Raw genomic sequence first — 22,271 nt, forward strand, 5'->3', positions numbered from 1 at the left:
CCTGAACACAATCCCACAGGGTTCAGCGTCGCTTCGGACATCTTCACCCGTATAAGGAACGCCGCTGTCATGACCGACGCCACGCACACGCAGCTTCGCCCCCTGACTGATACGTCACCTTCGGCCATCGTCGCCGGGTTCATCGCCATGATGACCGGCTACACCAGCTCACTGGCGCTGATGTTCCAGGCCGGGCAAGCGGCGGGCCTGAGCAGCGGGCAGATTTCGTCGTGGATCTGGGCGATATCCATCGGCATGGCGGTGTGCTCGATCGGCCTGTCCCTGCGCTACCGCACCCCGATCACCATCGCCTGGTCGACCCCCGGCGCGGCGTTGCTGATCACCAGCCTGGGCGGTGTCAGCTACGGCGAGGCCATCGGCGCCTACATTACTTGCGCGGTGCTGGTGACCCTTTGTGGTTTGACCGGCAGTTTCGAACGGCTGGTGAAAAAGATTCCGGCCTCATTGGCGGCGGCGTTGCTGGCGGGGATTCTGTTCAAGATCGGCAGCGAGATTTTCGTCGCCGCCCAGCACCGCACCGCGCTGGTCCTGGGGATGTTCTTCACGTATCTGCTGGTCAAGCGCCTGTCACCGCGCTACGCCGTGCTGGCGGCACTGTTGATTGGCACCGCGCTGGCCGGTTTCATGGGGTTGCTGGATTTCAGTGGTTTTCACCTTGAAGTCGCGACGCCGGTCTGGACCACGCCGCATTTCTCCCTGGCCGCGACCATCAGCATCGGTATCCCGCTGTTCGTGGTGGCGATGACCTCGCAGAACATGCCGGGCATCGCCGTATTGCGCGCCGACGGTTACAACGTGCCGGCCTCGCCGCTGATCACCACTACCGGCATTGCCTCGTTGCTGTTGGCGCCGTTCGGTTCCCACGGGATCAACCTGGCCGCCATCAGCGCGGCGATCTGCACCGGGCCGCATGCCCATGAAGATCGCAACAAGCGCTACACGGCAGCGGTCTGGTGCGGGATTTTCTACGGGATTGCCGGGGTGTTCGGTGCGACATTGGCGGCGTTGTTTGCCGCATTGCCTAAGGAACTGGTGCTGTCGATTGCCGCGCTGGCGCTGTTCGGCTCGATCATCAATGGCTTGAGCATTGCCATGGCGCAAGTGCAGGAACGGGAAGCGGCGTTGATTACCTTTATGGTGACGGCGTCGGGGCTGACGCTGTTTTCCATCGGTTCGGCGTTCTGGGGGATTGTGGCGGGGGTGTTGACCTTGCTGATCTTGAACTGGCGCAAGGCCTGAGGGCCCCTTCGCGGGCCAAGCCATGCGCCTACAAAAAGCAGGCATAAAAAAACGGCGACCCTTGGGGCGCCGTTCTTTAGAACATCAAGCTACCGGATTGATCGGCTTTTCCGGGTACCAGACGTCGATCAGCGGGCTGACAGTCGCTTCTGTCAGTTCGCTGCGGCCTTTGAGCCAGGTTTCAACAGCGGCACGCTGCTCTTCGGATACCGAGCCACGCTTCTGCAGGCAAACCAGACCGAAATCGTCGCCGCCGACATAGCCCAGACCGTTGGCTTCCATGGCTTCTTTCAGGAACGCGTCGAGGAAAGCATCAATGGCTTCATCAGCCAAATCTTCTTTGAAATCCAGGTTCAGCTCGAAACCCAGCTCTTGAAATTCATCGACGCACAGTTTTTTGCGCAGACGCTGGGAACGGTTAGTCGCCATTGGAACAATCCTCATAAGTAATAACGGGCCGCACTTTAGCAGTTTAAGGCGCCGATTGCCCGCCTCAGAACGGTGCGACGCCTACCGTCGGTAAAAAAATACCGGATTAGGCGACCAAGGTACGGCACAAGCCGTTCCACCTTGGGGCATAATGCCGACACTTTCATGACCGCTGAGGGAGTTTATCGCCATGCCCTCGTCTTTTTTCCCCTCGGCTGTAGGGTTTTATTTCAGATGATCAAATCTTTGCGTCCATTGCTGCTGGCCAGCCTTCTTCTGCCTCTGGCCCTTCCTGTTTCCGCCGCGCCGATCAACACCGCCCTGTCACCCAACGTCGAAAAGGCCCTCAAGGCCAGCAAACTGCAGGACAGTGCCCTGTCGCTGGTGATGATCCCGCTCAACGGCCCGGGCACCCCGACCATTTTCAATGCCGACGTTTCGGTCAATCCGGCCTCGACCATGAAGCTGGTCACCACGTATGCCGCGCTGGAAATGCTTGGCCCCAACCACCAGTGGAAAACCGAGTTCTACACCGATGGCACCCTCAGCGGTGGCATCCTCAACGGCAACCTCTACCTCAAGGGTGGCGGCGATCCGAAGCTGAACATGGAAAAACTCTGGCTGCTGATGCGCGACTTGCGCGCCAATGGCGTGACCCAGGTCACCGGCGACCTGGTGCTGGACCGCGGCTTCTTCACACAACCGCAACTGCCCCAATTCAATGACGACGGCAATGACGAGAACAAACCGTTCCTGGTCAAGCCCGACGCGCTGCTGGTCAATCTCAAGGCCCTGCGCTTCGTGGCGCGCAACGACTCGGGCAAGGTCCTGGTGTCGGTCGAGCCGCCGATTGCCAGCATCCGTATCGACAATCAGGTCAAGGCGCTCAACTCCAAGCAATGCACCGGGGGCGTGCGCTACAACCCGGTGACCCAGGCCGATGGCAGCGTCACCGTGACCGTCGGCGGCCAGTTGGGCGAAGGTTGCAGCTCCCAGACCTACCTGTCGCTGCTCGACCATGCGACCTACACCGCCGGTGCTGTGCGGGCGATCTGGAAGGAGCTGGGCGGCAGCATCCAGGGCCAGGACCGTCTGGCACCGACGCCGAGCAGCGCCAAAGTGCTGGCCCGAGCCTACTCGCCAGACCTGGCGGAAATCATTCGCGACATCAACAAATACAGTAACAACACCATGGCTCAGCAGTTGTTCCTGAGCCTGGGCCAGAAGTTCCGCACTGACGCCGACGGTGACGACGCCAAGGCGGCCCAGCGTGTGGTGCGTCAGTGGCTGGCGCAGAAAGGCATCACCGCACCGCACCTGGTGATGGAAAACGGCTCCGGCCTGTCCCGCGCCGAGCGAGTGAGCGCCCGTGAAATGGCCGCGATGCTGCAAGCCGCCTGGCACAGCCCGTATGCCGCCGAGTTCATCAGCTCAATGCCGATTGCCGGCACCGACGGCACCATGCGCAAACGCCTGAAGACCACCGCGATGCGTGGTGAAGCCCACGTCAAGACCGGCACCTTGAACACCGTGCGCGCCATTTCCGGCTACAGCCGCGACATCAATGGTAATACCTGGGCAGTGGTGGCAATCCTCAACGACAAGGCGCCATTTGGCGCCTCCTCGGTGCTGGATCAGGTGCTGCTGGATCTGTATCGCCAGCCGAAACTGCCGACTACGGCTTCGGTGCTGTAATCCCCAACCTGATCGTTCCCACGCTCTGCGTGGGAATGCAGCCGGTGACGCTCCGCGTCCCTGCCGAAGCGGACGCGGAGCGTCCATTGAGGCATTCCCACGCAGAGCGTGGGAACGATCACAAGCCCCCTCGCCACATAGGCTCGCTCCCACAGGGATTGCATGCAGCCTGGGTTAATTCATCTGCCCCTCAACCCGATCCCGGCCCGCCTGCTTCGCCGCATAAACCCCCGAATCCGCCCGCAACAGCAACGCATCCGCGCCCTCTCCGGCCTTCCAGCTGGCAATCCCGAAACTCGCGGTGACGATCCCGACCTCGTCGATCGGCGCACTGCGCAACCCTTGCCACAACTCCACGGCTAATACATGAGCCCGTATGCCGTCGATATCTGGACAGAGCACCATGAACTCTTCGCCCCCCAGGCGGCAGAACACATCGGTGCGTCGCAGGCGACCGCCAATGCGCTGACACACCGCCTGCAACACGCGATCGCCCACGGCATGACCGTGCTGGTCATTGATGCGCTTGAAGTGATCGATGTCGAGCATGATCACCGACAACTCGCCCCCACCACGCTCGACTCGAGCCATTTCGGTGATCAGGCGCTCCTGGAAGTAGCGGCGGTTATGAATCCCGGTCAGGGAGTCGGTCACTGACAGTGCGCGCAATTCCTCTTCCACGCGCTTCAGGTCAGAGATGTCGGAAATGTAGCCATGCCACAGCACGCCACCACCGGGCAGTTCCTCCGGAGTCGCTTCGCCGCGGACCCAGCGCAGGCCACGCTCGGGCAATTGCACGCGGTACTCTTCACGCCAGGGGCTGAGGGTGTCAGCCGAGGCCAGGATCGAAGCGCGGACCCGACGTGCGTCCTGAGGATGAATCCGCGCGAACACCGCTTCGGCATTGCGCAGCAGCACATCCGGCTCGAGTTCATAGATATCGCGCATACCGTCGCTGGCGTAGATCACGCTGAAGCGCCCATCGAATTCCATCTTGAACTGGTAAATCCCGCCGGGCACATGGGCGCTGAGCTTCTTCAACAACAGGTCCCGTGCCGCCAGGGCTTCGTGGACGCGCTTGCGCTCGGTGATGTCGATACAGATCGCCAGGTGCCCGACCCACAAGCCTTGCTCGTCAAGGACCGGGGTCGCCAGCATGTTCACCGCCAAGTGACTGCCGTCGTGGCGGACCAGCGTCCACTCCCGGGCTTCGTGACCGCCCTCTTCCCCGCCTTCGACCAGCATCGCCTGACACGTCGGGATCGGCTTGCCATAGCGCGCGCTCAACTCCGCCGACCGCGCCTCGAGTTCCCGGGGCAGGTGCAGGTTTTCCAGGGTCATGTGGCCCACGGCCTGTGCACTGGAGTAACCGAGCATGTGCTCTGCACCGGCGTTGAAGGTGCTGATGATCCCACGCAGGTCGGTGGCGATGATTGCCACCTGAGTCGCGGCATTCAGCACACCGCGTAACTGGCCATGAGTGCCGCGCAACTCTTGCTCCCGGGAGCGTAGTTCCTGGGTCCGCTGTTCCACCACCTGCAGCGCCCGTTGGCGCTGGCTGACCAACACATAGAGCAACACAGTGAGCAGCAGACTGAGCAAACCGCCGAGCACCACCAGGCTGGTCACCGAAGAATGGTTGGCTTGCAGGAACGCGATGCTGGGCCGCATATCCACTTGATATTCGTGGTCCGCCAGACGCAGCAATCGCGTGGAGGACAAGTCACTGGCCCCTGCCGTGTTGCTCGACTCGTACAACACTTCGTGCTGATCATCGGTGGATAAGTCGAGGATGCCCACCGAGAGAAAGTCATGATCGTCTTCCGGCAGCCCATCCGCCAGCAGCTGGCGCATGCTAATCACCGCCATGACATATCCGTCGGATACGGCGCTCGGGGTTTTCTGACGGTTGACCGGCGCCACCAGCAACACGCCTCGCGAATAGGCGGGCTCGATGCCTGCCAGATGCAACGGTTGCGACACGACCATGCTGCCATTGCGATCGGCCCGTTCCAAGATCGAACGACGCAGGGGCTGGGCCAGCAGGTCGTAACCCAGCTGCGTGGGCAGTCGGCTCTGGGTTTGAGTATAGAGCACCGGCACGTACTCGCCCCGCTCGCCGGCCTGTTGCAACTGGCCGTCGGCGTTGAGTTCGCGAAAGGTAAAATCGTTGAAGCCTTCTTCACGCACGGCGCGCTCAAGCATTGGCCGTTCGGTGCCGGAAACCCGCGGTGCCCAAGAGTAGGCCTGGGTGCGACGCAAAAGAGGTTTGGCGTACCCGTCGAATTCCTCGCGGGACACCGACTTGGAATTGGCGAAGAACCGCCGCAGGCCGTCGAGGCGCTGCTCCTGATCTTCGAAACGCTCTTCGATACGGCTGTAACGTTCACTGGCGAGCAACTGGAAACGTTGCCGCAATTGCTGGTGAAACTGATTGAGCGTCGCCCAGGCCAGCAAACCCGTGAGAATCCCGCCCACGAGCAATACCAGCAGTGCGACCAGCCAGGCCGAAACATCTTCGCGGATAAAACCCAGGATCTTGGGGCGCACGGCGTGCAACGACATAGAGACAGCTCAAAACGCCAGGTGCCGGAAAAGCCCATTGGCCGTGGGATGAGTTATAGCTATTAGCCACTAATTTGACCAGCACTGAAAGAACCCAAGAGCCTTTAAAAATCAAGGCTCTGTGGATCCAATCGTGCTCAAGTGTCAGCGAGCAGTGATTTTCCAGGCACGGTGGATCTTGCCATTGCGGGCGAAATCCGGATCGATGGTCTGGGTGGTGATTTCTTCAACGGCATAACGCTCGGTGAGGTTTTCCTCAAGCGCGAACTTGCGGAAGTTGTTGGAGAAGTACAACACCCCGCCCGGCGCGAGCCGCGCCATGGCCAGGTCGATCAACTGCACCTGGTCACGCTGAACGTCGAAGATCCCTTCCATCCGCTTGGAGTTGGAGAAGGTCGGCGGGTCGATGAAGATCAGGTCGTACTCTTCACGGCAGGCGTCGAGCCAGGCCATCACATCGCCCTGCTCCAGACGGTTCTTGTCGGAGAAACCGTTCAGCGACAGGTTGCGCCGCGCCCAGTCCAGGTAGGTTTTCGACAGGTCGACGCTGGTGGTGCTGCGCGCGCCGCCCTTGGCCGCATGAACGCTGGCGGTCGCGGTGTAGCAATACAGGTTGAGGAAGCGCTTGCCGGCCGCCTCTTTCTGAATTCGCATGCGCATCGGCCGGTGGTCGAGGAACAGCCCGGTGTCGAGGTAGTCGGTGAGGTTCACCAGCAGCCTCACGCCGCCTTCATTGACTTCGTTGAACTTGCCCTGAGCGCTCTGGCGTTCGTACTGCTTGGTGCCGCTCTGACGCTCACGACGTTTGACCACCACGCGGCTCTTGTCGATGTTCAACGCTTGCGGGATTGCCGCCAGGGCATCGAACATCCGCGCCGAGGCTTTTTCCGGGTCGATGGATTTCGGCGCGGCGTATTCCTGAACGTGGACCCAGTCGTGATACAGGTCGATGGCCATGGAATATTCCGGCATGTCGGCATCGTAAACGCGGTAGCAGTCGATGCCTTCACGCTTGACCCACTTGCCCAGCGCCTTGACGTTCTTTTGCAGACGGTTGGCAAACATCTGCCCGCCTTCGCTCAGGCGCGGCTGCTCGACCACCACCGGTGCCGGTTTGATCGGGTTGCCGTTCTTGTTGTACTTCTCGTACTTGCCCGGCGCTTCGATGTTCGACGGTGCATTGGACTCAGCCTGTTCGCGTTCGATCTGGCGTTGTTCCGGGGTGCGACGCTCGCCAGTGACGAACTGGTCCGGCGTGACCTTGATCAGTAGCAACTTGCACGGCAAGGCGCCGTTCCAGAACGAATACTGCTTGTGGCTGCGGATGCCCATGCGCTTGCCCAGGTCCGGGGCGCCAGTGAACACCGCTGCTTCCCAGTTCAGGCAGGCCTGACGCAGACGCTCGCCAAGGTTCTGATAGAGGTAAAGCAGGCTCGCCTCGTCGCCCAGACGCTCACCGTACGGAGGATTGCAGATCACCAGGCCTTTCTGATTCTGGTCCGGGCGCGGCTCGAAAGTCGCCACTTCGCCCTGGTAGATCTTGATCCACTCGCTCAGACCGGCACGTTCCACGTTGTTGCGGCCCGGTTGAATCAGCCGTGGGTCGGCTTCGTAACCGCGAATCCACAGCGGTGGCTTGGCCAGGCCGGCCGCGGCGCGTTCGGTGGCTTCTTCGTGGAGCTTTTTCCACAGCGCCGGCACGTGACCGAGCCAGGCGGTGAAGCCCCATTGCTCGCGACGCAGGTTCGGCGCCATGTCGGCGGCGATCATGGCGGCTTCTACCAGGAACGTGCCGACACCGCACATCGGGTCAGCCAACGCGCCGCCATCGGCGGCAATCCGTGGCCAGCCGGAACGGATCAGAATCGCCGCCGCGAGGTTTTCCTTCAGCGGCGCCGCGCCCTGCTGCAAGCGATAACCGCGCTGGTGCAGGCTATGGCCGGAAAGGTCGAGGGACAGAATCGCTTCGCCACGGTCCAGGCGCAGGTGAATGCGCAGGTCCGGGTTGAGCTTGTCGATGGACGGGCGATCACCTTGTGGAGTGCGCAGTTTGTCGACGATGGCGTCCTTGACCTTCAAGGCGCCGAAATGGGTGTTATCAATGCCCGAACCGTGACCGCTGAATTCGACAGCCAGGGTGCCATCATTGAGCATGTGGTCTTGCCACTCGATGTCCAGCACGCCGTGGTAGAGGTCTTCGGCGTCTTTCATCGGGAAGCGCTTGAGCACCAGCAGCACCCGGTTCGCCAGACGCGACCACAGGCACAGGCGATAGGCGGTTTCCATGGTGGCCATGCCGCGCACAGCCGAGGTGTGCTCGCGTGCGTCTTCAAGGCCAAGCCCGACGGCTTCCTCGATGAGCAGGCCTTCAAGGCCTTTGGGGCAAGTGAGGAAGAGTTCGAAACGATCGGACATGGTAATTCCAGAGCCTTTAGCTAAGTGAACCGGCAACGCATTGCCGATCCGGTTTTCAATCAGGCGCTTTTCTAAAAGAGCGCCCGCGTGGCACGAAGGTGTGCCGTCCCACCCTGACTGCTCGGGTTAAAAGAGCTTAGATGCCAGGGCAGATAAAAAAGTTGATGCAACAAAATGTCATAAGTCGACCCTTCGTCGAATAGTCCCCAAGAGCAACGGGTGTCATTCTCGTTAAAGGCCCAACCCCATCACCCTGCGCAGGGCCGATCATACCGGGGTTTGGCCAATAAACACGGGACAAATATCGTGTTACTTATGGCCATAGCATCTTTATGGTTACGTTCTTATGACAAAACGATCATTCCCTCGATGTGACGCATTGGTTAGAACTCAACTCAGGTTGACGTCGCAACGGCGTCAACACCTTGGCTCGCGACGCCGGCAGCGAGCCACCAACGGCAGAGTTTTTCTGCCTGACCTCGATTGAGGTCGACGCGATAAATACAGTCAACAAGTGAGGGCAACACCCTATGAGAAGACTTAAGCGTGATCCGTTGGAAAGAGCATTTTTGCGCGGATATCAATATGGCGTTGGTGGTAAATCCCGTGAGCTTTGCCCTTTTACTCTACCGTCGGTACGCCAAGCCTGGATCAATGGCTGGCGAGAAGGACGCGGCGACAATTGGGACGGTATGACCGGCACTGCGGGAATCCACAGACTCAACGAACTTCACGCCGTCGGCTAATACAGGGCACACACTCCGACACGACAATCTGATTACGTAACGACTTAACCACGCACGTCCCATCCGGACGGCGGGCTTCGGCCCAGGGGCTCCTTCGAGGAGCCCTTTTTTATGCCTGCCAGAAACTCAATCTCGAGCTGCAAACACATTATCTGTGGGAGCGCAGGGCGGCGATGGCATCCACCGATTCACGAATCAGCGCCGGGCCTTTATAGATAAAGCCGGAGTAGATCTGCACCAGGCTCGCACCCGCAGCGATTTTTTCAGCCGCGTGATGGCCTTCGGTAATGCCGCCCACGGCGATGATCGGCAAGCGACCGGCCAGTTCCGCGGCCAGCACCTTCACGGTGTGGGTGCTCTTTTCGCGAACCGGCGCACCGGACAACCCGCCCGCCTCATCACCATGTTCCAAGCCTTCGACGCCGACGCGGCTCAGGGTGGTATTGGTGGCGATCACGGCGTCCATCCCGGTTTCGATCAATGCCTGGGCGACTTGAACGGTTTCTTCATCGGTCATGTCCGGCGCGATCTTGATCGCCAGCGGAACATGCTTGCCGTGGCGCTGGGCAAGTTCCGCCCGGCGCGTGGCCAGGTCGGCGAGCAATTGTTTGAGCGAGTCGCCGAATTGCAGGCTGCGCAGGCCCGGGGTGTTCGGTGAGCTGACGTTGACCGTCACGTAGCTGGCGTGGGCGTAGACCTTGTCCAGGCAGATCAGGTAATCGTCGACCGCACGTTCAACCGGAGTATCGAAGTTCTTGCCGATGTTGATGCCCAACACGCCCTTGTACTTGGCCGCCGCCACGCGAGCGAGCAAGTGATCGACGCCGAGGTTGTTGAAACCCATGCGGTTGATGATCGCCTCGGCTTGCGGCAAGCGGAAAATCCGTGGTTTCGGGTTTCCCGGTTGCGGGCGCGGGGTAATGGTGCCGATTTCGACGAAACCGAAACCCAATTGGGCAAACCCGTCGATTGCCGCGCCGTTCTTGTCCAGACCGGCCGCCAGCCCCACCGGGTTCGGAAACTCCAGGCCCATGACCGTCACCGGCAGTTTCGCCGGTGCCTTGCACAGCAAGCCGTTGAGGCCCAAACGCCCGCCCGCGCCGATCAGGTCCAGGGACAGATCGTGGGAGGTTTCCGGGGAAAGTTTGAACAGCAGCTGACGGGCCAGGGTGTACATGGGCAGGCTTGACTCGGTTGACGATGAGAGGCGGCGATTATAGCCGTGCATCGGCTCCACAGGCGAGGCACGCGACAAAATCAGCCAGCGATGGCATATGCCTTGCACCGTTACAGGCATCAGCACTCATGCCAACGACGGAATGAGTGGAAGGACAATGGCGTCGTCACCCGGCTTTGCGCACGCAAGGGCCTTGGGACGACGCTTTTTTTTGGAAGGTGCGAAATCGATGAACGAACCATCAGCCGGCCCACTGGCCTGGGTCAACGGCAGCGATGCCCCGGAAAAAACCGCAATCAACCTCGGCTTCATGGCCCTGAGCGACTGCGCCTCAGTGGTGGTCGCCGCCACCCAGGGCTTCGCCCAGCCCTATGGCCTGACCCTGAACCTCAAGCGCCAGTCGTCGTGGGCCAACCTGCGGGACAAACTGGTCAGCGGCGAACTCGACGCCGCCCACAGCCTGTACGGCCTGATCTACGCCGTGCACCTGGGCATCGGCGGCGTAGCGTCCACCGACATGGCCGTGCTCATGGGCCTGAACCAGAACGGCCAGAGCATCAACCTCTCCCACGGCTTGCAGGCCCTGGGCGTGACCAGTCCTGAAGCACTGGATCGGCACGTGCACCAAAGTCGCCCAAAACTGACCTTCGCCCAGACATTTCCCACGGGCACCCACGCCATGTGGCTGTATTACTGGTTGGCGAGCCAGGGCATTCATCCGTTGCAGGATGTCGACAGCGTGGTGGTGCCGCCGCCGCAAATGGTCGCGCACCTGCAAGCCGGGCGCATTGACGGCTTCTGCGTCGGTGAGCCATGGGCCGCCAGCGCAGTGCAGCAGAACCTCGGGTTTACGATGGCCACCACCCAGACCCTCTGGCCCGATCACCCGGAAAAAGTCCTCGGCTGCACCCGCGCCTTCGTCGAACAATACCCCAACACCGCCCGGGCCTTGGTGATGGCGATCCTCGAAGCGAGCCGGTTCATCGAAGCCAGCCGCGAAAATCGCTGCAGCACCGCGCAACTGTTGAGCGCCCCTGAATACCTGGATGCCCCGTTCGACTGCATCGAACCACGCTTGCTCGGTGACTACGCAGACGGTTTGGGCAATCGCTGGCAAGACCCGCACGCGATGCGTTTCCATGGCGGTGGCGAGGTCAACCTGCCGTATTTGTCCGACGGCATGTGGTTCATGACCCAGTTCCGTCGCTGGGGGTTGCTGCGTGACGACCCGGATTACCTCGGCGTGGCCCGTCAGGTCCAGCAACTAGACTTATACCGTGAGGCCGCCACCGCTATCGGTGTGCCCGCCCGGAGTCAGGAAATGCGCAGCAGTCAGCTGATCGACGGCAAGGTCTGGGACGGCTCGGACCCGGCCGGCTACGCCCGCAGCTTCACGCTGCACGCCATGAGCGACAGCGCTCCCCTTCTCGCCAGCCGCTGACAGGAGCCTGCGAATATGTTGCGTATCCTGCTGATCAACGACACCGCGAAGAAAGTCGGGCGTCTGAAAGCGGCCCTGATCGAGGCCGGGTTCGAGGTCATCGATGAATCCGGCTTGACCATTGACCTGCCCGCGCGCGTCGAAACGGTGCGCCCGGACGTAATCCTGATCGATACCGAGTCACCGAGCCGCGACGTGATGGAGCAAGTGGTGCTGGTCACCCGCGACCAACCACGGCCGATCGTGATGTTTACCGACGAGCACGACCCCGGCGTGATGCGCCAGGCGATCAAGTCTGGCGTCAGTGCCTACATCGTCGAAGGCATTCACGCACAACGCTTGCAGCCGATTCTCGACGTGGCCATGGCGCGCTTTGAAAGCGACCAGGCCCTGCGCGCGCAACTGCACGCCCGCGACCAGCAACTGGCCGAGCGCAAGCGCATCGAGCTGGCCAAGGGGCTGCTGATGAAGATGAAGGACTGCAACGAAGAAGAGGCCTACACCCTGATGCGCCGCCAGGCCATGAGCCGCCAGCAGAAGCTGATACAGGTGGCGGAGCAGATTATTGCCATGAGTGAGTTGCTTGGCTGAAGCCTTACCTCTGTGGCGAGGGAGCTTGCTCCCGCTGGGCTGCGAAGCGGCCCCAAAACCAGCCAACCCGGTAAATCAAACACAACACGGAGGCAGGATTTACGACTGCTTCGCAGCCGAGCGGGAGCAAGCTCCCTCGCCACAACGACCTCTATAGCCACAACCACCGATTGTTGGCACAGATCTCGCTAAGTAAATCACTGCAAGGTAACCAACGGCGGTTGCCCCACCTACGACAAAGACGTCGCTCACCTCATTCGCCCCCTGGCGGATCGGGTAGCGGCGTTTTTTCGTTTTGGCCCCAGAGACCGGGGCTGGTGGTGCGGCCATTGTGGCGCCCCACCTGCAAGCTCATGACTCCTTCTTGATACGCCTGACAGCTGAGGTGCGCGATGAATTCAAGCTTCTGGAAATCCGGCCATACCCCGACCCTGTTCGCAGCCTTCCTCTATTTCGATCTGAGCTTCATGGTCTGGTATCTGCTCGGCCCAATGGCGGTGCAGATCGCCGCTGACCTGCACCTGACCACCCAACAGCGCGGGCTGATGGTGGCCACGCCAATTCTGGCCGGGGCCGTGTTGCGCTTTGCGATGGGCCTGCTGGCTGATCGCCTGTCGCCAAAGACCGCCGGAATCATCGGCCAGGTGATCGTCATCTGCGCCCTGTTAGTCGCCTGGAAACTCGGGATTCACAGTTACGAGCAGGCGCTGTTGCTGGGCCTGTTCCTCGGCATGGCCGGTGCGTCCTTCGCCGTCGCCCTGCCATTGGCCTCGCAATGGTATCCGCCCCAGCATCAAGGCAAAGCCATGGGCATCGCCGGTGCCGGCAACTCGGGCACCGTGCTCGCTGCGCTGATCGCCCCAGTGCTGGCTGCCGCATTTGGCTGGAGCAATGTGTTCGGCTTCGCCCTGATCCCGCTGATCCTGACCCTGATCGTCTTCTACTGGCTGGCCAAGAATGCGCCTGAGCGCCCGAAAGCCAAGTCCATGTCCGACTACTTGAAGGCCTTGGGCGACCGCGACAGCTGGTGGTTCATGTTTTTCTACAGCGTAACCTTCGGCGGCTTCATCGGTCTGGCCAGCGCCCTGCCCGGCTACTTCAACGACCAATATGGCCTGAGCCCGGTGACCGCAGGCTACTACACTGCTGCTTGTGTGTTCGGTGGCAGCCTGATGCGTCCTTTGGGCGGCGCACTGGCAGATCGCTTCGGCGGGATTCGCACCTTGCTGGCGATGTACACCGTGGCAGCGATCTGCATCGCGACGGTGGGTTTCAATCTGCCAAGTTCCTACGCCGCATTGGCGCTTTTCGTCTGCACCATGCTCGGTTTGGGTGCAGGCAACGGTGCCGTATTCCAGCTGGTCCCGCAGCGTTTTCGTCGGGAGATCGGTGTAATGACCGGGTTGATCGGCATGGCCGGCGGCATCGGTGGCTTTGCACTGGCGGCTGGCATGGGCGCGATCAAGCAAAGCACTGGCAGCTATCAAATGGCCTTGTGGTTGTTCGCCAGCCTTGGCGTACTTGCCTGGTTCGGTCTGCACGGTGTGAAACGTCGCTGGAGAACCACTTGGGGTTCGGCAGCCGTCACCGCTGCACGGGTGTGAGGACTGAATGAGCCTGCAACTGAGCTTCGCCGAACACAGCGCCATCGGCCCCCGCGAGGAGAACCAGGACGCTCTGCGCCTGGTCACTCCGGCCCCGGCGCTGGCGGCAAGCAAGGGTTACCTGTTCGCCATCGCCGACGGCGTCAGCCAATGTGCCGATGGCGGCCTCGCGGCCCGTTCGACCTTGCAGGCGCTGGCACTGGACTACTACGCCACCCCGGAAACCTGGGGTGTCGCCCAGGCACTCGATCGCCTGCTACTGGCGCAAAACCGCTGGTTGCAGGCCAATGGCGGCGGGCAACCGCTGCTGACCACGGTCAGTGCCTTGGTGATGCGCGGCAGACGCTTCACCCTGGCGCATGTCGGCGACTGCCGGGTTTACCGCTGGCACGCCGACACGCTGCAACGGGTGAGCGAGGATCACGTCTGGGACCAGCCGGGCATGCAGCACGTGCTCAAGCGGGCCCTGGGGCTGGATCAACATCTGGTGCTGGATTTTCTCGATGGCGAACTGCGCCTGAACGAGAGTTTCGTGCTGCTCAGCGACGGCATCTGGGCCGTGCTGGGCGACACCGCCATTGCGGCGATTCTGCGCGATCAACCTGACCTGGACAGTGCCGCGCAGACACTGGTCAGCGCGGCGCACCTGGCCGGCAGTCAGGACAACGCCAGCGCCCTGCTGGTGCGGGTCGATGCCTTGGGTGAAACCAGCATTGGCGACGCGCTGATTCACTTGCAGCAATGGCCACTCCCGCCTGCGCTGAAACCGGGCCAGACCTTCGAAGGCTGGCAGGTCGAAGGGATCCTCGGCCAGAGCCAGCAATCGCTGCTCTACCGGGTGCGCGACGCACAACAACAGCGTTGGCTGCTGAAAACCTTGCCCGGCGCTCTACGTGACGATCACCGGGCTGGGCAGGCATTGTTGTCGGAGGAATGGTTTCTCAAGCGTGTGGCCGGGCGGCATTTCCCTGAAGTCCATGCCGCCAGTCAGCGTCAGCATTTGTACTACGTGATGCGTGAATATTCCGGGTCTACCCTGGCTGAGCTGCATGAGCGTGTCGCAACGCTGCCATTGGCTCAATGGCAGGATCTGGCCGAACGCCTGCTGCGGGCGGTCGGCATGCTGCATCGAAGGCAGATTCTGCATCGCGATATCAAACCGGAGAATCTGCTGCTGGGGGACGACGGCGAGCTGCGCCTGCTGGATTTCGGCCTCGCCTACTGCCCCGGACTGTCCGAGGATCAAGCCTTCGCCCTGCCCGGAACGCCCAGCTATATCGCGCCGGAAGCCTTTCGTGGAGACACGCCGACACCGCAACAGGATCTGTATGCGGTCGGCGTGACCTTGTATTACCTGCTCACCGGGCATTATCCCTACGGCGAAATCGAAGCGTTCCAGCGTCCACGCTTTGGTGTGCCGGTCAGCGCCAGTCGCTACCGGCCCGACCTGCCGGAATGGATCGCACAAAGCCTGGAGCGCGCGGTGGCGGCGGCTCCGGATCAGCGCTTTGAAACGGCGGAAGAATGGTTGCTGGTGCTGGAACAAGGGGAACGACGCAGCTTGAGCGTGCGCCCCAGACCGTTACTGGAGCGCGAGCCGTTGAAGGTCTGGCGGACGTTGGCGCTGGTGTCGTTGCTGGTGAATCTGGTGCTGCTGTTTTTGCTGTTTCATGGTTGAGTTTTTTACTGCCCCCAAAAGATCAAAAGATCGCAGCCTTCGGCAGCGCCTACAGGTGCCCACGATCTCCCGTAGGAGCTGCCGCAGGCTGCGATCTTTTGACTTTTTTGCTTCATAACCGGGCATAGCGCCTTGAACCGGTGCACGCAAACACCCTCCTCCCGCGCTGAGAGCCCATAAATTCGGCATTTGTGCGACTTGGCACAACCACTGCATTACCTTTCCCAACATACATAAAGCCCGGCCTTCAACGTAGAAGGCTGCGCTGCCCGAGAGAACGGGACAAGGACAAAGGCGTCCTCGCTAGTGAGCTAGCGGGACGCCTTTTTTTGTTTGCGCAAAATTTTGTCGAGCAAGGCCTGAATGCCCTGATGAGGCAGGCCCGAGCTCCCCGGAGAACCTGATGAAAAAACTAAAACTGGTGATGATCGGCAACGGCATGGCCGGGGTGCGTACCCTGGAAGAGCTGCTCAAGCTGAGTAATGAACTGTACGACATCACGGTCTTCGGCGCCGAACCCCATACCAACTACAACCGCATCCTGCTGTCCCCCGTACTGGCCGGCGAACAGACATTCGAAGAGATCGTGCTCAACGATCTGGACTGGTACCTGGACAACAACATCAAGCTGCTGCTCAACCGCAAAGTGGTGGAGATCGACCGGGTCAAACGCCGGGTCATCGCCGAAGACGGCACCGAGGCCGAATACGACCGCCTGCTGATCGCCACCGGCTCGACCCCGTTCATCCTGCCGATCCCCGGCAATACCTTGCAGGGCGTGATCGGCTACCGCGACATCGCCGACACCCAAGCGATGATCGACACCGCCAAGACCCACAAGCACGCCGTGGTCATCGGCGGCGGCCTGCTGGGCCTTGAAGCCGCCAACGGCCTGATGCTGCGCGGCATGCACGTCACCGTGGTGCACATCGGCGAATGGCTGCTGGAGCGGCAACTGGACAAAACCAGCGGCCAACTCCTGCAAACCGCCCTGGAAGCCCGCGGCCTGCACTTTCGCCTGCGCGAACAGACCCAGGCCCTGCACGATGCCGGCAATGGCCGGGTCGGCTCGGTGCAGTTCAAGAACGGCGACATCATCCCCGCCGACCTGGTGGTGATGGCCGCCGGTATTCGCCCCAATACCGAACTCGCGGAAAAATCCGGCATCCCGTGCAGTCGCGGGATTCTGGTCAACGACACGATGCAAACCTACGACCCTCGGGTTTATGCCATCGGCGAATGCGCCAGCCACCGTGGAATCGCCTACGGCCTGGTCGCGCCACTGTTCGAACAGGCCAAGGTGTGCGCCAACCACCTCGCCCAACTGGGCTTCGCCACCTACAAGGGCTCGGTGACTTCGACCAAATTGAAAGTCACTGGCATCGACCTGTTTTCTGCTGGCGACTTCATGGGCGGCGAAGGCACCGAGACCATCACCCTCTCCGACCCGATCGGCGGCGTTTACAAAAAACTGGTGATCAAGGATGACGTGCTGGTCGGGGCCTGTCTGTACGGCGATACGGCAGATGGCGGTTGGTATTTCCGGCAGATCCGTGAGAACCATGGCATCGGCGAGATCCGCGATCACCTGATGTTCGGCGAAAACGCCCTCGGCGACGTAGGACACCAAGGCCAGGACAAGGCCATGAGCATGGCCGACACCGCCGAAGTCTGCGGCTGCAACGGCGTGTGCAAAGGCACCATCGTCAAGGCCATCCAGGAACACGGCCTGTTCAGCGTCGACGACGTGAAAAAACACACCAAGGCCGCCAGTTCTTGTGGCTCATGCGCCGGCCTCGTCGAGCAGATCCTGATCAACACCGTGGGCGGCGCGGCGGACGTCAAACCGAAAAGCGAAAAAGCCATCTGCGGTTGCAGCGACCTCAACCACGGGCAAATCCGCCAGGCCATCCGCGACCAGCACCTGCTGACCCTCTTCGGCACCATGACTTATTTAAACTGGCGCACCCCGAACGGTTGCGCCACGTGCCGTCCGGCGCTCAACTACTACCTGATTTCCACCTGGCCGGGCGAGGCTAAGGACGATCCACAATCGCGCCTGATCAACGAACGCGCCCACGCCAACATTCAGAAAGACGGCACTTACTCTGTAGTCCCGCGGATGTGGGGCGGTGTGACCAATCCTTCAGAGCTGCGGCGCATTGCCGATGTGGCCGACAAGTACAACGTGCCGATGGTCAAGGTCACCGGCGGCCAGCGCATCGACTTGCTGGGGATTAAAAAGCAGGACTTGCCAGGGGTCTGGAAGGATCTGGACATGCCGTCCGGCCACGCCTACGGCAAATCCATCCGCACCGTTAAAACCTGCGTCGGCAGCGAGTTCTGCCGCTTCGGCACCCAGAACTCCACGCAACTGGGCATCGAGCTTGAGCACGACCTGTTCAACATGTGGTCGCCGCACAAAGTGAAACTGGCCGTCTCCGGTTGCCCACGCAACTGCTCGGAAGCGGGAATCAAGGACGTCGGCATTATCGGCGTGGACTCCGGCTGGGAGATGTACATCGGTGGCAATGGCGGGATCAAGACCGAGGTCGCGGAGTTCTTCGTCAAGCTGAAAACCGCCGAAGAAGTGCGCGAATACAACGGCGCGTTCCTGCAGCTGTACCGCGAAGAAGCCTTCTACCTCGAGCGCACCGTGCATTACCTGCAACGGGTCGGCATGGAACACATCAAGAAAGCCGTGCTGGAAGACCCGGTACGGCGCAAGGCACTCAACGAACGCCTGCAATTCTCCCTGTCGTTTGAACAGGACCCGTGGAAAGAACGCCTCGAACAGCCGCTGCTGAAAAAAGAATTCGAGGTCATTCCCGTGAAGAACCTGGAGGTGTCGGTATGAACTGGCTGGATATCTGCGCACTGGAAGAGATCAACACCCTTGGCTCGCGGATCATCGCGGGACCGAAAGGCGACATCGCGATTTTTCGTACGAGCGACGATGAGGTTTTCGCCCTCGACGACCGCTGCCCGCACAAGGGCGGGCCGCTGTCCCAGGGTTTGATCTACGGCAAACGGGTGGCCTGCCCGCTGCACAACTGGCAGATCGACCTGGAAACCGGCGAGGCCCAGGCTCCGGATATCGGCTGCGCCCACCATCACTCGGCACGGGTCGAGAATGGCCGGGTGCTGCTGGCCCTGCGGGAAGCAAGCTGATGGACCGTCAAATTACCGCTTCCACCTGCTGCTACTGCGGGGTCGGCTGCGGCGTGCTGATCGAGCACGACGGCGAGCGCATCCTCGGCGTCAGTGGCGATCCGACGCACCCGGCCAACTTCGGCAAATTGTGCAGTAAAGGTTCGACCCTGCACCTGACCGGCGACTTGGCAGCACGGGCGTTGTACCCGGAGCTGCGCTTGGGCAAAGGCCTGGCCCGCAGCCGTACCGACTGGGACACGGCTCTCGATCACGCCGCCAGCGTATTCGCCCAAACAATTGTCGAGCACGGCCCGGACAGCGTCGCGTTCTACATCTCCGGGCAATTGCTGACCGAGGATTACTACGCCTTCAACAAACTGGCGCGGGCGCTGGTGGGCACCAACAACATCGACAGCAATTCACGGCTGTGCATGTCTTCGGCGGTGGTCGGCTACAAGCGCAGCCTCGGCGCCGATGCTCCGCCTTGCAACTACGAAGACCTGGAATTGAGCGACTGCGTGATGATCGTCGGCAGCAACATGGCCTACGCCCACCCGATCCTCTTTCGTCGCCTGGAAGAAGCCAAATCCCGCCGCCCACAGATGAAAGTCATCGTTATCGATCCTCGGCGCACCGACACTTGCGATCTGGCTGACCTGCACCTGGCGATTCTGCCCGGTACCGATGTCGCCTTGTTCCATGGAATTTTGCACTTGCTGCTGTGGGAAGACTGGATTGACCGCGACTTCATCAAGGCTCACACCGAAGGCCTGGCCGAGCTGAAAAGCCTGGTGCGCGATTACACCCCGGCAATGGTTTCGCAGCTCTGTGGCATCAGCGTCGAGCAATTGCAGCAATGCGCGGAATGGGTTGGCACGTCACCGAGTTTTCTGTCGCTGTGGTGCATGGGGCTGAATCAGTCCACCGCCGGCAGCGCGAAGAATAGCGCGCTGATCAACCTGCACCTGGCCACCGGGCAAATCGGCCGTCCCGGTGCCGGACCTTTCTCACTGACCGGTCAGCCAAACGCCATGGGTGGCCGGGAAACTGGCAGTTTGTCGAACCTGCTGCCAGGCCATCGCGAAGCGGCCAATGCCGAACACCGCGCAGAAGTAGCTGCCTACTGGGGTGTCGATCAACTGCCCGAGCACGCCGGGCTCACGGCCATCGAACTGTTCGAGCAGATGCGCAGCGGCAAGATCAAAGCCCTGTGGATCGCCTGCACCAACCCTGCCCAGTCAATGCCGGACCAGACCGCTGTGCGCGAGGCACTGCAAGCCTGCCCGTTCGTGGTGTTGCAGGAAGCCTTCCACACCACCGAAACCGCCGCGTTCGCCGACCTGCTGCTGCCCGCCGCCAGTTGGGGCGAAAAGGACGGCACGGTCACCAACTCCGAGCGGCGCATTTCCCACGTCCGTCGGGCCATCGGCGCACCCGGTGAAGCGCGTTCCGACTGGGCGATCACCGTGGATTTCGCACAGCGTCTGGAAAAACATCTGCGCCCTGGAGCCACCAGTCTGTTTGCCTTTGAAACCCCGGCGCAAGTCTTCGACGAATACAAACACCTGACTCGCGGCCGCGACCTCGATCTGTCCGGGATCAGCCATGAGTTGATCGACCGGCTCGGTCCGCAGCAGTGGCCCTTCCCCGCCGGTGCCCGCGAAGGCACGGCGCGGCTGTACCTCGACGGGGTTTTCCCGACCGCCAGCGGGCGTGCACAGTTCGTGACCGACCCGTATCGCGCCGCCAAGGAGCAGCGCGATGCGCGGTTCCCACTGACCCTGATCACAGGCCGCCTGCGCGATCAATGGCACGGCATGAGCCGCACCGGCACCGCCGCGCAGTTATTCGGCCATGTCAGCGAAGCTGTGTTGAGCCTGCACCCGGATGAGCTGCGCCGGCATCGCCTGCAACCTGGCGATCTGATCAATCTGAAAAGTCGCCGGGGCTCGGTCATCGTGCCGGTCAGCAGCGACGACAGCGTACGTCCGGGCCAGGCCTTTCTGCCGATGCATTGGGGTGATCGCTTTCTCAAGGGTGGTGTGAATACCCTCACTCTTCCCGCCTTCGATCCGTTGTCGAAACAACCGGAACTCAAACACAGCGGTGTGCGCCTCGAGCCAGTGCAATTGCCTTGGCAGCTTTTCGCCCTGATAGAGGGTGATGTTCAACAGCATTTAGAGACGCTACGACCGCTCTGTGAGGCGCTTTCCTACGCCAGCCTCAGCCTGGCCGGTCGTGAACGTCCTGCGCTGCTGATACGCGCCGCCAGCGCCACCGCACCCGATCCGCAACTGTTGCGTGATATCGATCAATGCCTGGGCCTCAACGAGGGCCCGGTATTGGCCTACGACGATCCCCGGCGTTCGATCGGCAAACGGGTGCGCATCGAGAATGGTCGGATCACCGCGATTCGCCTGGCCGGTGAAACCCTCGCCCAGCACTGGCTGCAAAGCCTGTGGCTTGAAGGTCGCGCCGACGAACAACTGCGCCGTTGGCTGCTGGCGCCCTTGAGCGCGCCACCGGGCAACGCTGGCGGTCCGACATCCGACACCAAAACCCTGTGCAACTGCATGAACGTCAGCCAGAGCGCAGTCTGTGTCGGCATTGGCCGTGGCCTGGACTTGCAGGGTTTAAAACAAGAACTGGGCTGCGGCACGCAATGCGGTTCCTGCGTTCCGGAAATCAAGCGTTTACTGGCCGCCACCGCGCAGCCAGTCGCCGTCATCTCGTGAGGAAAACACTATGAGCGCAAAAGTCTGGCTGGTGGGTGCGGGTCCCGGCGACCCTGAATTGCTGACCCTCAAGGCGGTTCGAGCGTTGCGCGAAGCGGACGTGGTGCTGATCGACGATCTGGTCAATGACGCGGTACTGGAGCATTGCCCAAGCGCGCGAATTATTCCTGTGGGTAAGCGCGGCGGCTGTCGCTCCACGCCTCAGGCATTCATTCATCGCCTGATGTTGCGCTATACCCGCCACGGCAAATGCGTGGTGCGCCTCAAGGGTGGCGATCCGTGCATCTTCGGGCGTGGCGGTGAAGAAGCGCAGTGGCTACGCGAGCGCGGTGTCGAGGTTGAGCTGGTCAATGGCATCACGGCGGGTCTTGCCGGCGCGACCCAATGCGATATCCCCCTGACGCTGAGGGGCGTCGCGCGTGGCGTGACACTGGTCACGGCGCACACTCAGGATGACAGCACTCTGAATTGGCAGGCCCTGGCTCAAGGGGGCACCACGCTGGTGATCTACATGGGCGTGGCGAAGCTCAGTGAAATTCGCGAGCAACTGCTGGCCGGCGGTATGGCTGCCAATACACCCGTGGCGATGATCGAAAATGCTTCCCTGCCGCACCAACGGGAATGTCGGAGCGACCTGACAGCCATGGAGGACGATGCCCATAGCTTCCAGCTGAAAAGCCCGGCGATCCTGGTAATCGGCGCTGTGGCGGCCTGTGATGAGATCAAAAGATCGCAGCCTGCATTGGTTCGGTTCTCATCCCTGTAGAAACTAAAAGATCGCA

At 61.4% G+C, this 22,271-nt stretch carries 15 protein-coding genes; 11 read left to right on the forward strand and 4 right to left on the reverse strand.

Features of this window, described 5'->3' with window-relative positions:
• Positions 1–69: 69 nt before the first annotated feature.
• Positions 70–1,260 (forward strand): benzoate/H(+) symporter BenE family transporter, encoded by a 1,191-nt coding sequence (locus tag LOY38_RS20235; RefSeq protein ID WP_258696763.1) that lies wholly within the window; start codon positions 70–72, stop codon positions 1,258–1,260.
• Positions 1,261–1,344: 84 nt separating this feature from the next.
• Here the strand turns inward: LOY38_RS20235 and LOY38_RS20240 are convergent, their stop codons facing one another.
• Entirely contained in the window at positions 1,345–1,689 is a 345-nt protein-coding gene (locus tag LOY38_RS20240; RefSeq protein WP_258696764.1) for a YggL family protein, read from the reverse strand.
• Positions 1,690–1,923: 234 nt separating this feature from the next.
• On the opposite strand from LOY38_RS20240, the gene dacB reads away from it, so the two are divergent.
• Positions 1,924–3,384 (forward strand): D-alanyl-D-alanine carboxypeptidase/D-alanyl-D-alanine-endopeptidase, encoded by a 1,461-nt coding sequence (dacB, locus tag LOY38_RS20245; protein WP_258696765.1) that lies wholly within the window; start codon positions 1,924–1,926, stop codon positions 3,382–3,384.
• 174 nt (positions 3,385–3,558) lie between these two features.
• Here the strand turns inward: dacB and LOY38_RS20250 are convergent, their stop codons facing one another.
• Both LOY38_RS20250 and rlmKL read right to left on the reverse strand, forming a co-directional pair.
• Positions 3,559–5,949, reverse strand: coding sequence for a GGDEF domain-containing protein (locus LOY38_RS20250; RefSeq protein ID WP_258696766.1), 2,391 nt, complete (start codon positions 5,947–5,949; stop codon positions 3,559–3,561).
• 144 nt (positions 5,950–6,093) lie between these two features.
• Positions 6,094–8,364 (reverse strand): bifunctional 23S rRNA (guanine(2069)-N(7))-methyltransferase RlmK/23S rRNA (guanine(2445)-N(2))-methyltransferase RlmL, encoded by a 2,271-nt coding sequence (gene rlmKL / locus LOY38_RS20255; protein ID WP_258696767.1) that lies wholly within the window; start codon positions 8,362–8,364, stop codon positions 6,094–6,096.
• A gap of 530 nt (positions 8,365–8,894) precedes the next feature.
• Between rlmKL and rmf the strand changes: the two genes are divergently transcribed.
• Complete coding sequence (gene rmf / locus LOY38_RS20260; protein WP_003223300.1) at positions 8,895–9,110, forward strand: ribosome modulation factor; 216 nt, start codon at positions 8,895–8,897, stop codon at positions 9,108–9,110.
• A 148-nt stretch (positions 9,111–9,258) separates the two neighbouring features.
• Here rmf and LOY38_RS20265 read toward each other — a convergent pair whose 3' ends face one another.
• The gene (locus LOY38_RS20265) at positions 9,259–10,287 is read right to left on the reverse strand and encodes a quinone-dependent dihydroorotate dehydrogenase (RefSeq protein ID WP_258696768.1); all 1,029 of its coding nucleotides are present in this window, start codon (positions 10,285–10,287) and stop codon (positions 9,259–9,261) included.
• A 229-nt stretch (positions 10,288–10,516) separates the two neighbouring features.
• Here LOY38_RS20265 and LOY38_RS20270 point away from each other — a divergent pair, with 229 nt between their 5' ends.
• From LOY38_RS20270 to cobA, 8 genes are all read left to right on the forward strand, one after another.
• Positions 10,517–11,728, forward strand: a complete 1,212-nt coding sequence (locus tag LOY38_RS20270; RefSeq protein ID WP_258696769.1) for a CmpA/NrtA family ABC transporter substrate-binding protein — start codon at positions 10,517–10,519, stop codon at positions 11,726–11,728.
• 15 nt (positions 11,729–11,743) lie between these two features.
• On the forward strand, positions 11,744–12,319 hold the full coding sequence (locus LOY38_RS20275) for an ANTAR domain-containing response regulator (protein WP_007940646.1): 576 nt from the start codon (positions 11,744–11,746) through the stop codon (positions 12,317–12,319).
• 392 nt (positions 12,320–12,711) lie between these two features.
• The gene (locus LOY38_RS20280) at positions 12,712–13,923 is read left to right on the forward strand and encodes a NarK/NasA family nitrate transporter (protein WP_258696770.1); all 1,212 of its coding nucleotides are present in this window, start codon (positions 12,712–12,714) and stop codon (positions 13,921–13,923) included.
• Positions 13,924–13,930: 7 nt separating this feature from the next.
• Complete coding sequence (locus LOY38_RS20285) at positions 13,931–15,601, forward strand: bifunctional protein-serine/threonine kinase/phosphatase (protein ID WP_258696771.1); 1,671 nt, start codon at positions 13,931–13,933, stop codon at positions 15,599–15,601.
• 403 nt (positions 15,602–16,004) lie between these two features.
• Positions 16,005–18,458: a nitrite reductase large subunit NirB gene (nirB, locus tag LOY38_RS20290; RefSeq protein ID WP_258696772.1), complete on the forward strand. Its 2,454-nt coding sequence runs from the start codon at positions 16,005–16,007 to the stop codon at positions 18,456–18,458.
• Positions 18,455–18,772, forward strand: a complete 318-nt coding sequence (gene nirD, locus LOY38_RS20295) for a nitrite reductase small subunit NirD (RefSeq protein WP_007902067.1) — start codon at positions 18,455–18,457, stop codon at positions 18,770–18,772. Before nirB ends, nirD begins: the two co-directional genes overlap by 4 nt.
• A complete protein-coding gene (locus tag LOY38_RS20300; RefSeq protein WP_258696773.1) occupies positions 18,772–21,489 on the forward strand; it encodes a nitrate reductase in 2,718 nt (905 codons plus the stop codon). Before nirD ends, LOY38_RS20300 begins: the two co-directional genes overlap by 1 nt.
• A 10-nt stretch (positions 21,490–21,499) precedes the next feature.
• On the forward strand, positions 21,500–22,255 hold the full coding sequence (gene cobA / locus LOY38_RS20305; protein ID WP_258696774.1) for a uroporphyrinogen-III C-methyltransferase: 756 nt from the start codon (positions 21,500–21,502) through the stop codon (positions 22,253–22,255).
• Positions 22,256–22,271: the final 16 nt, after the last annotated feature.

It is taken from the genome of Pseudomonas sp. B21-015 (assembly GCF_024749285.1).
Taxonomy (GTDB): Bacteria; Pseudomonadota; Gammaproteobacteria; order Pseudomonadales; family Pseudomonadaceae; genus Aquipseudomonas.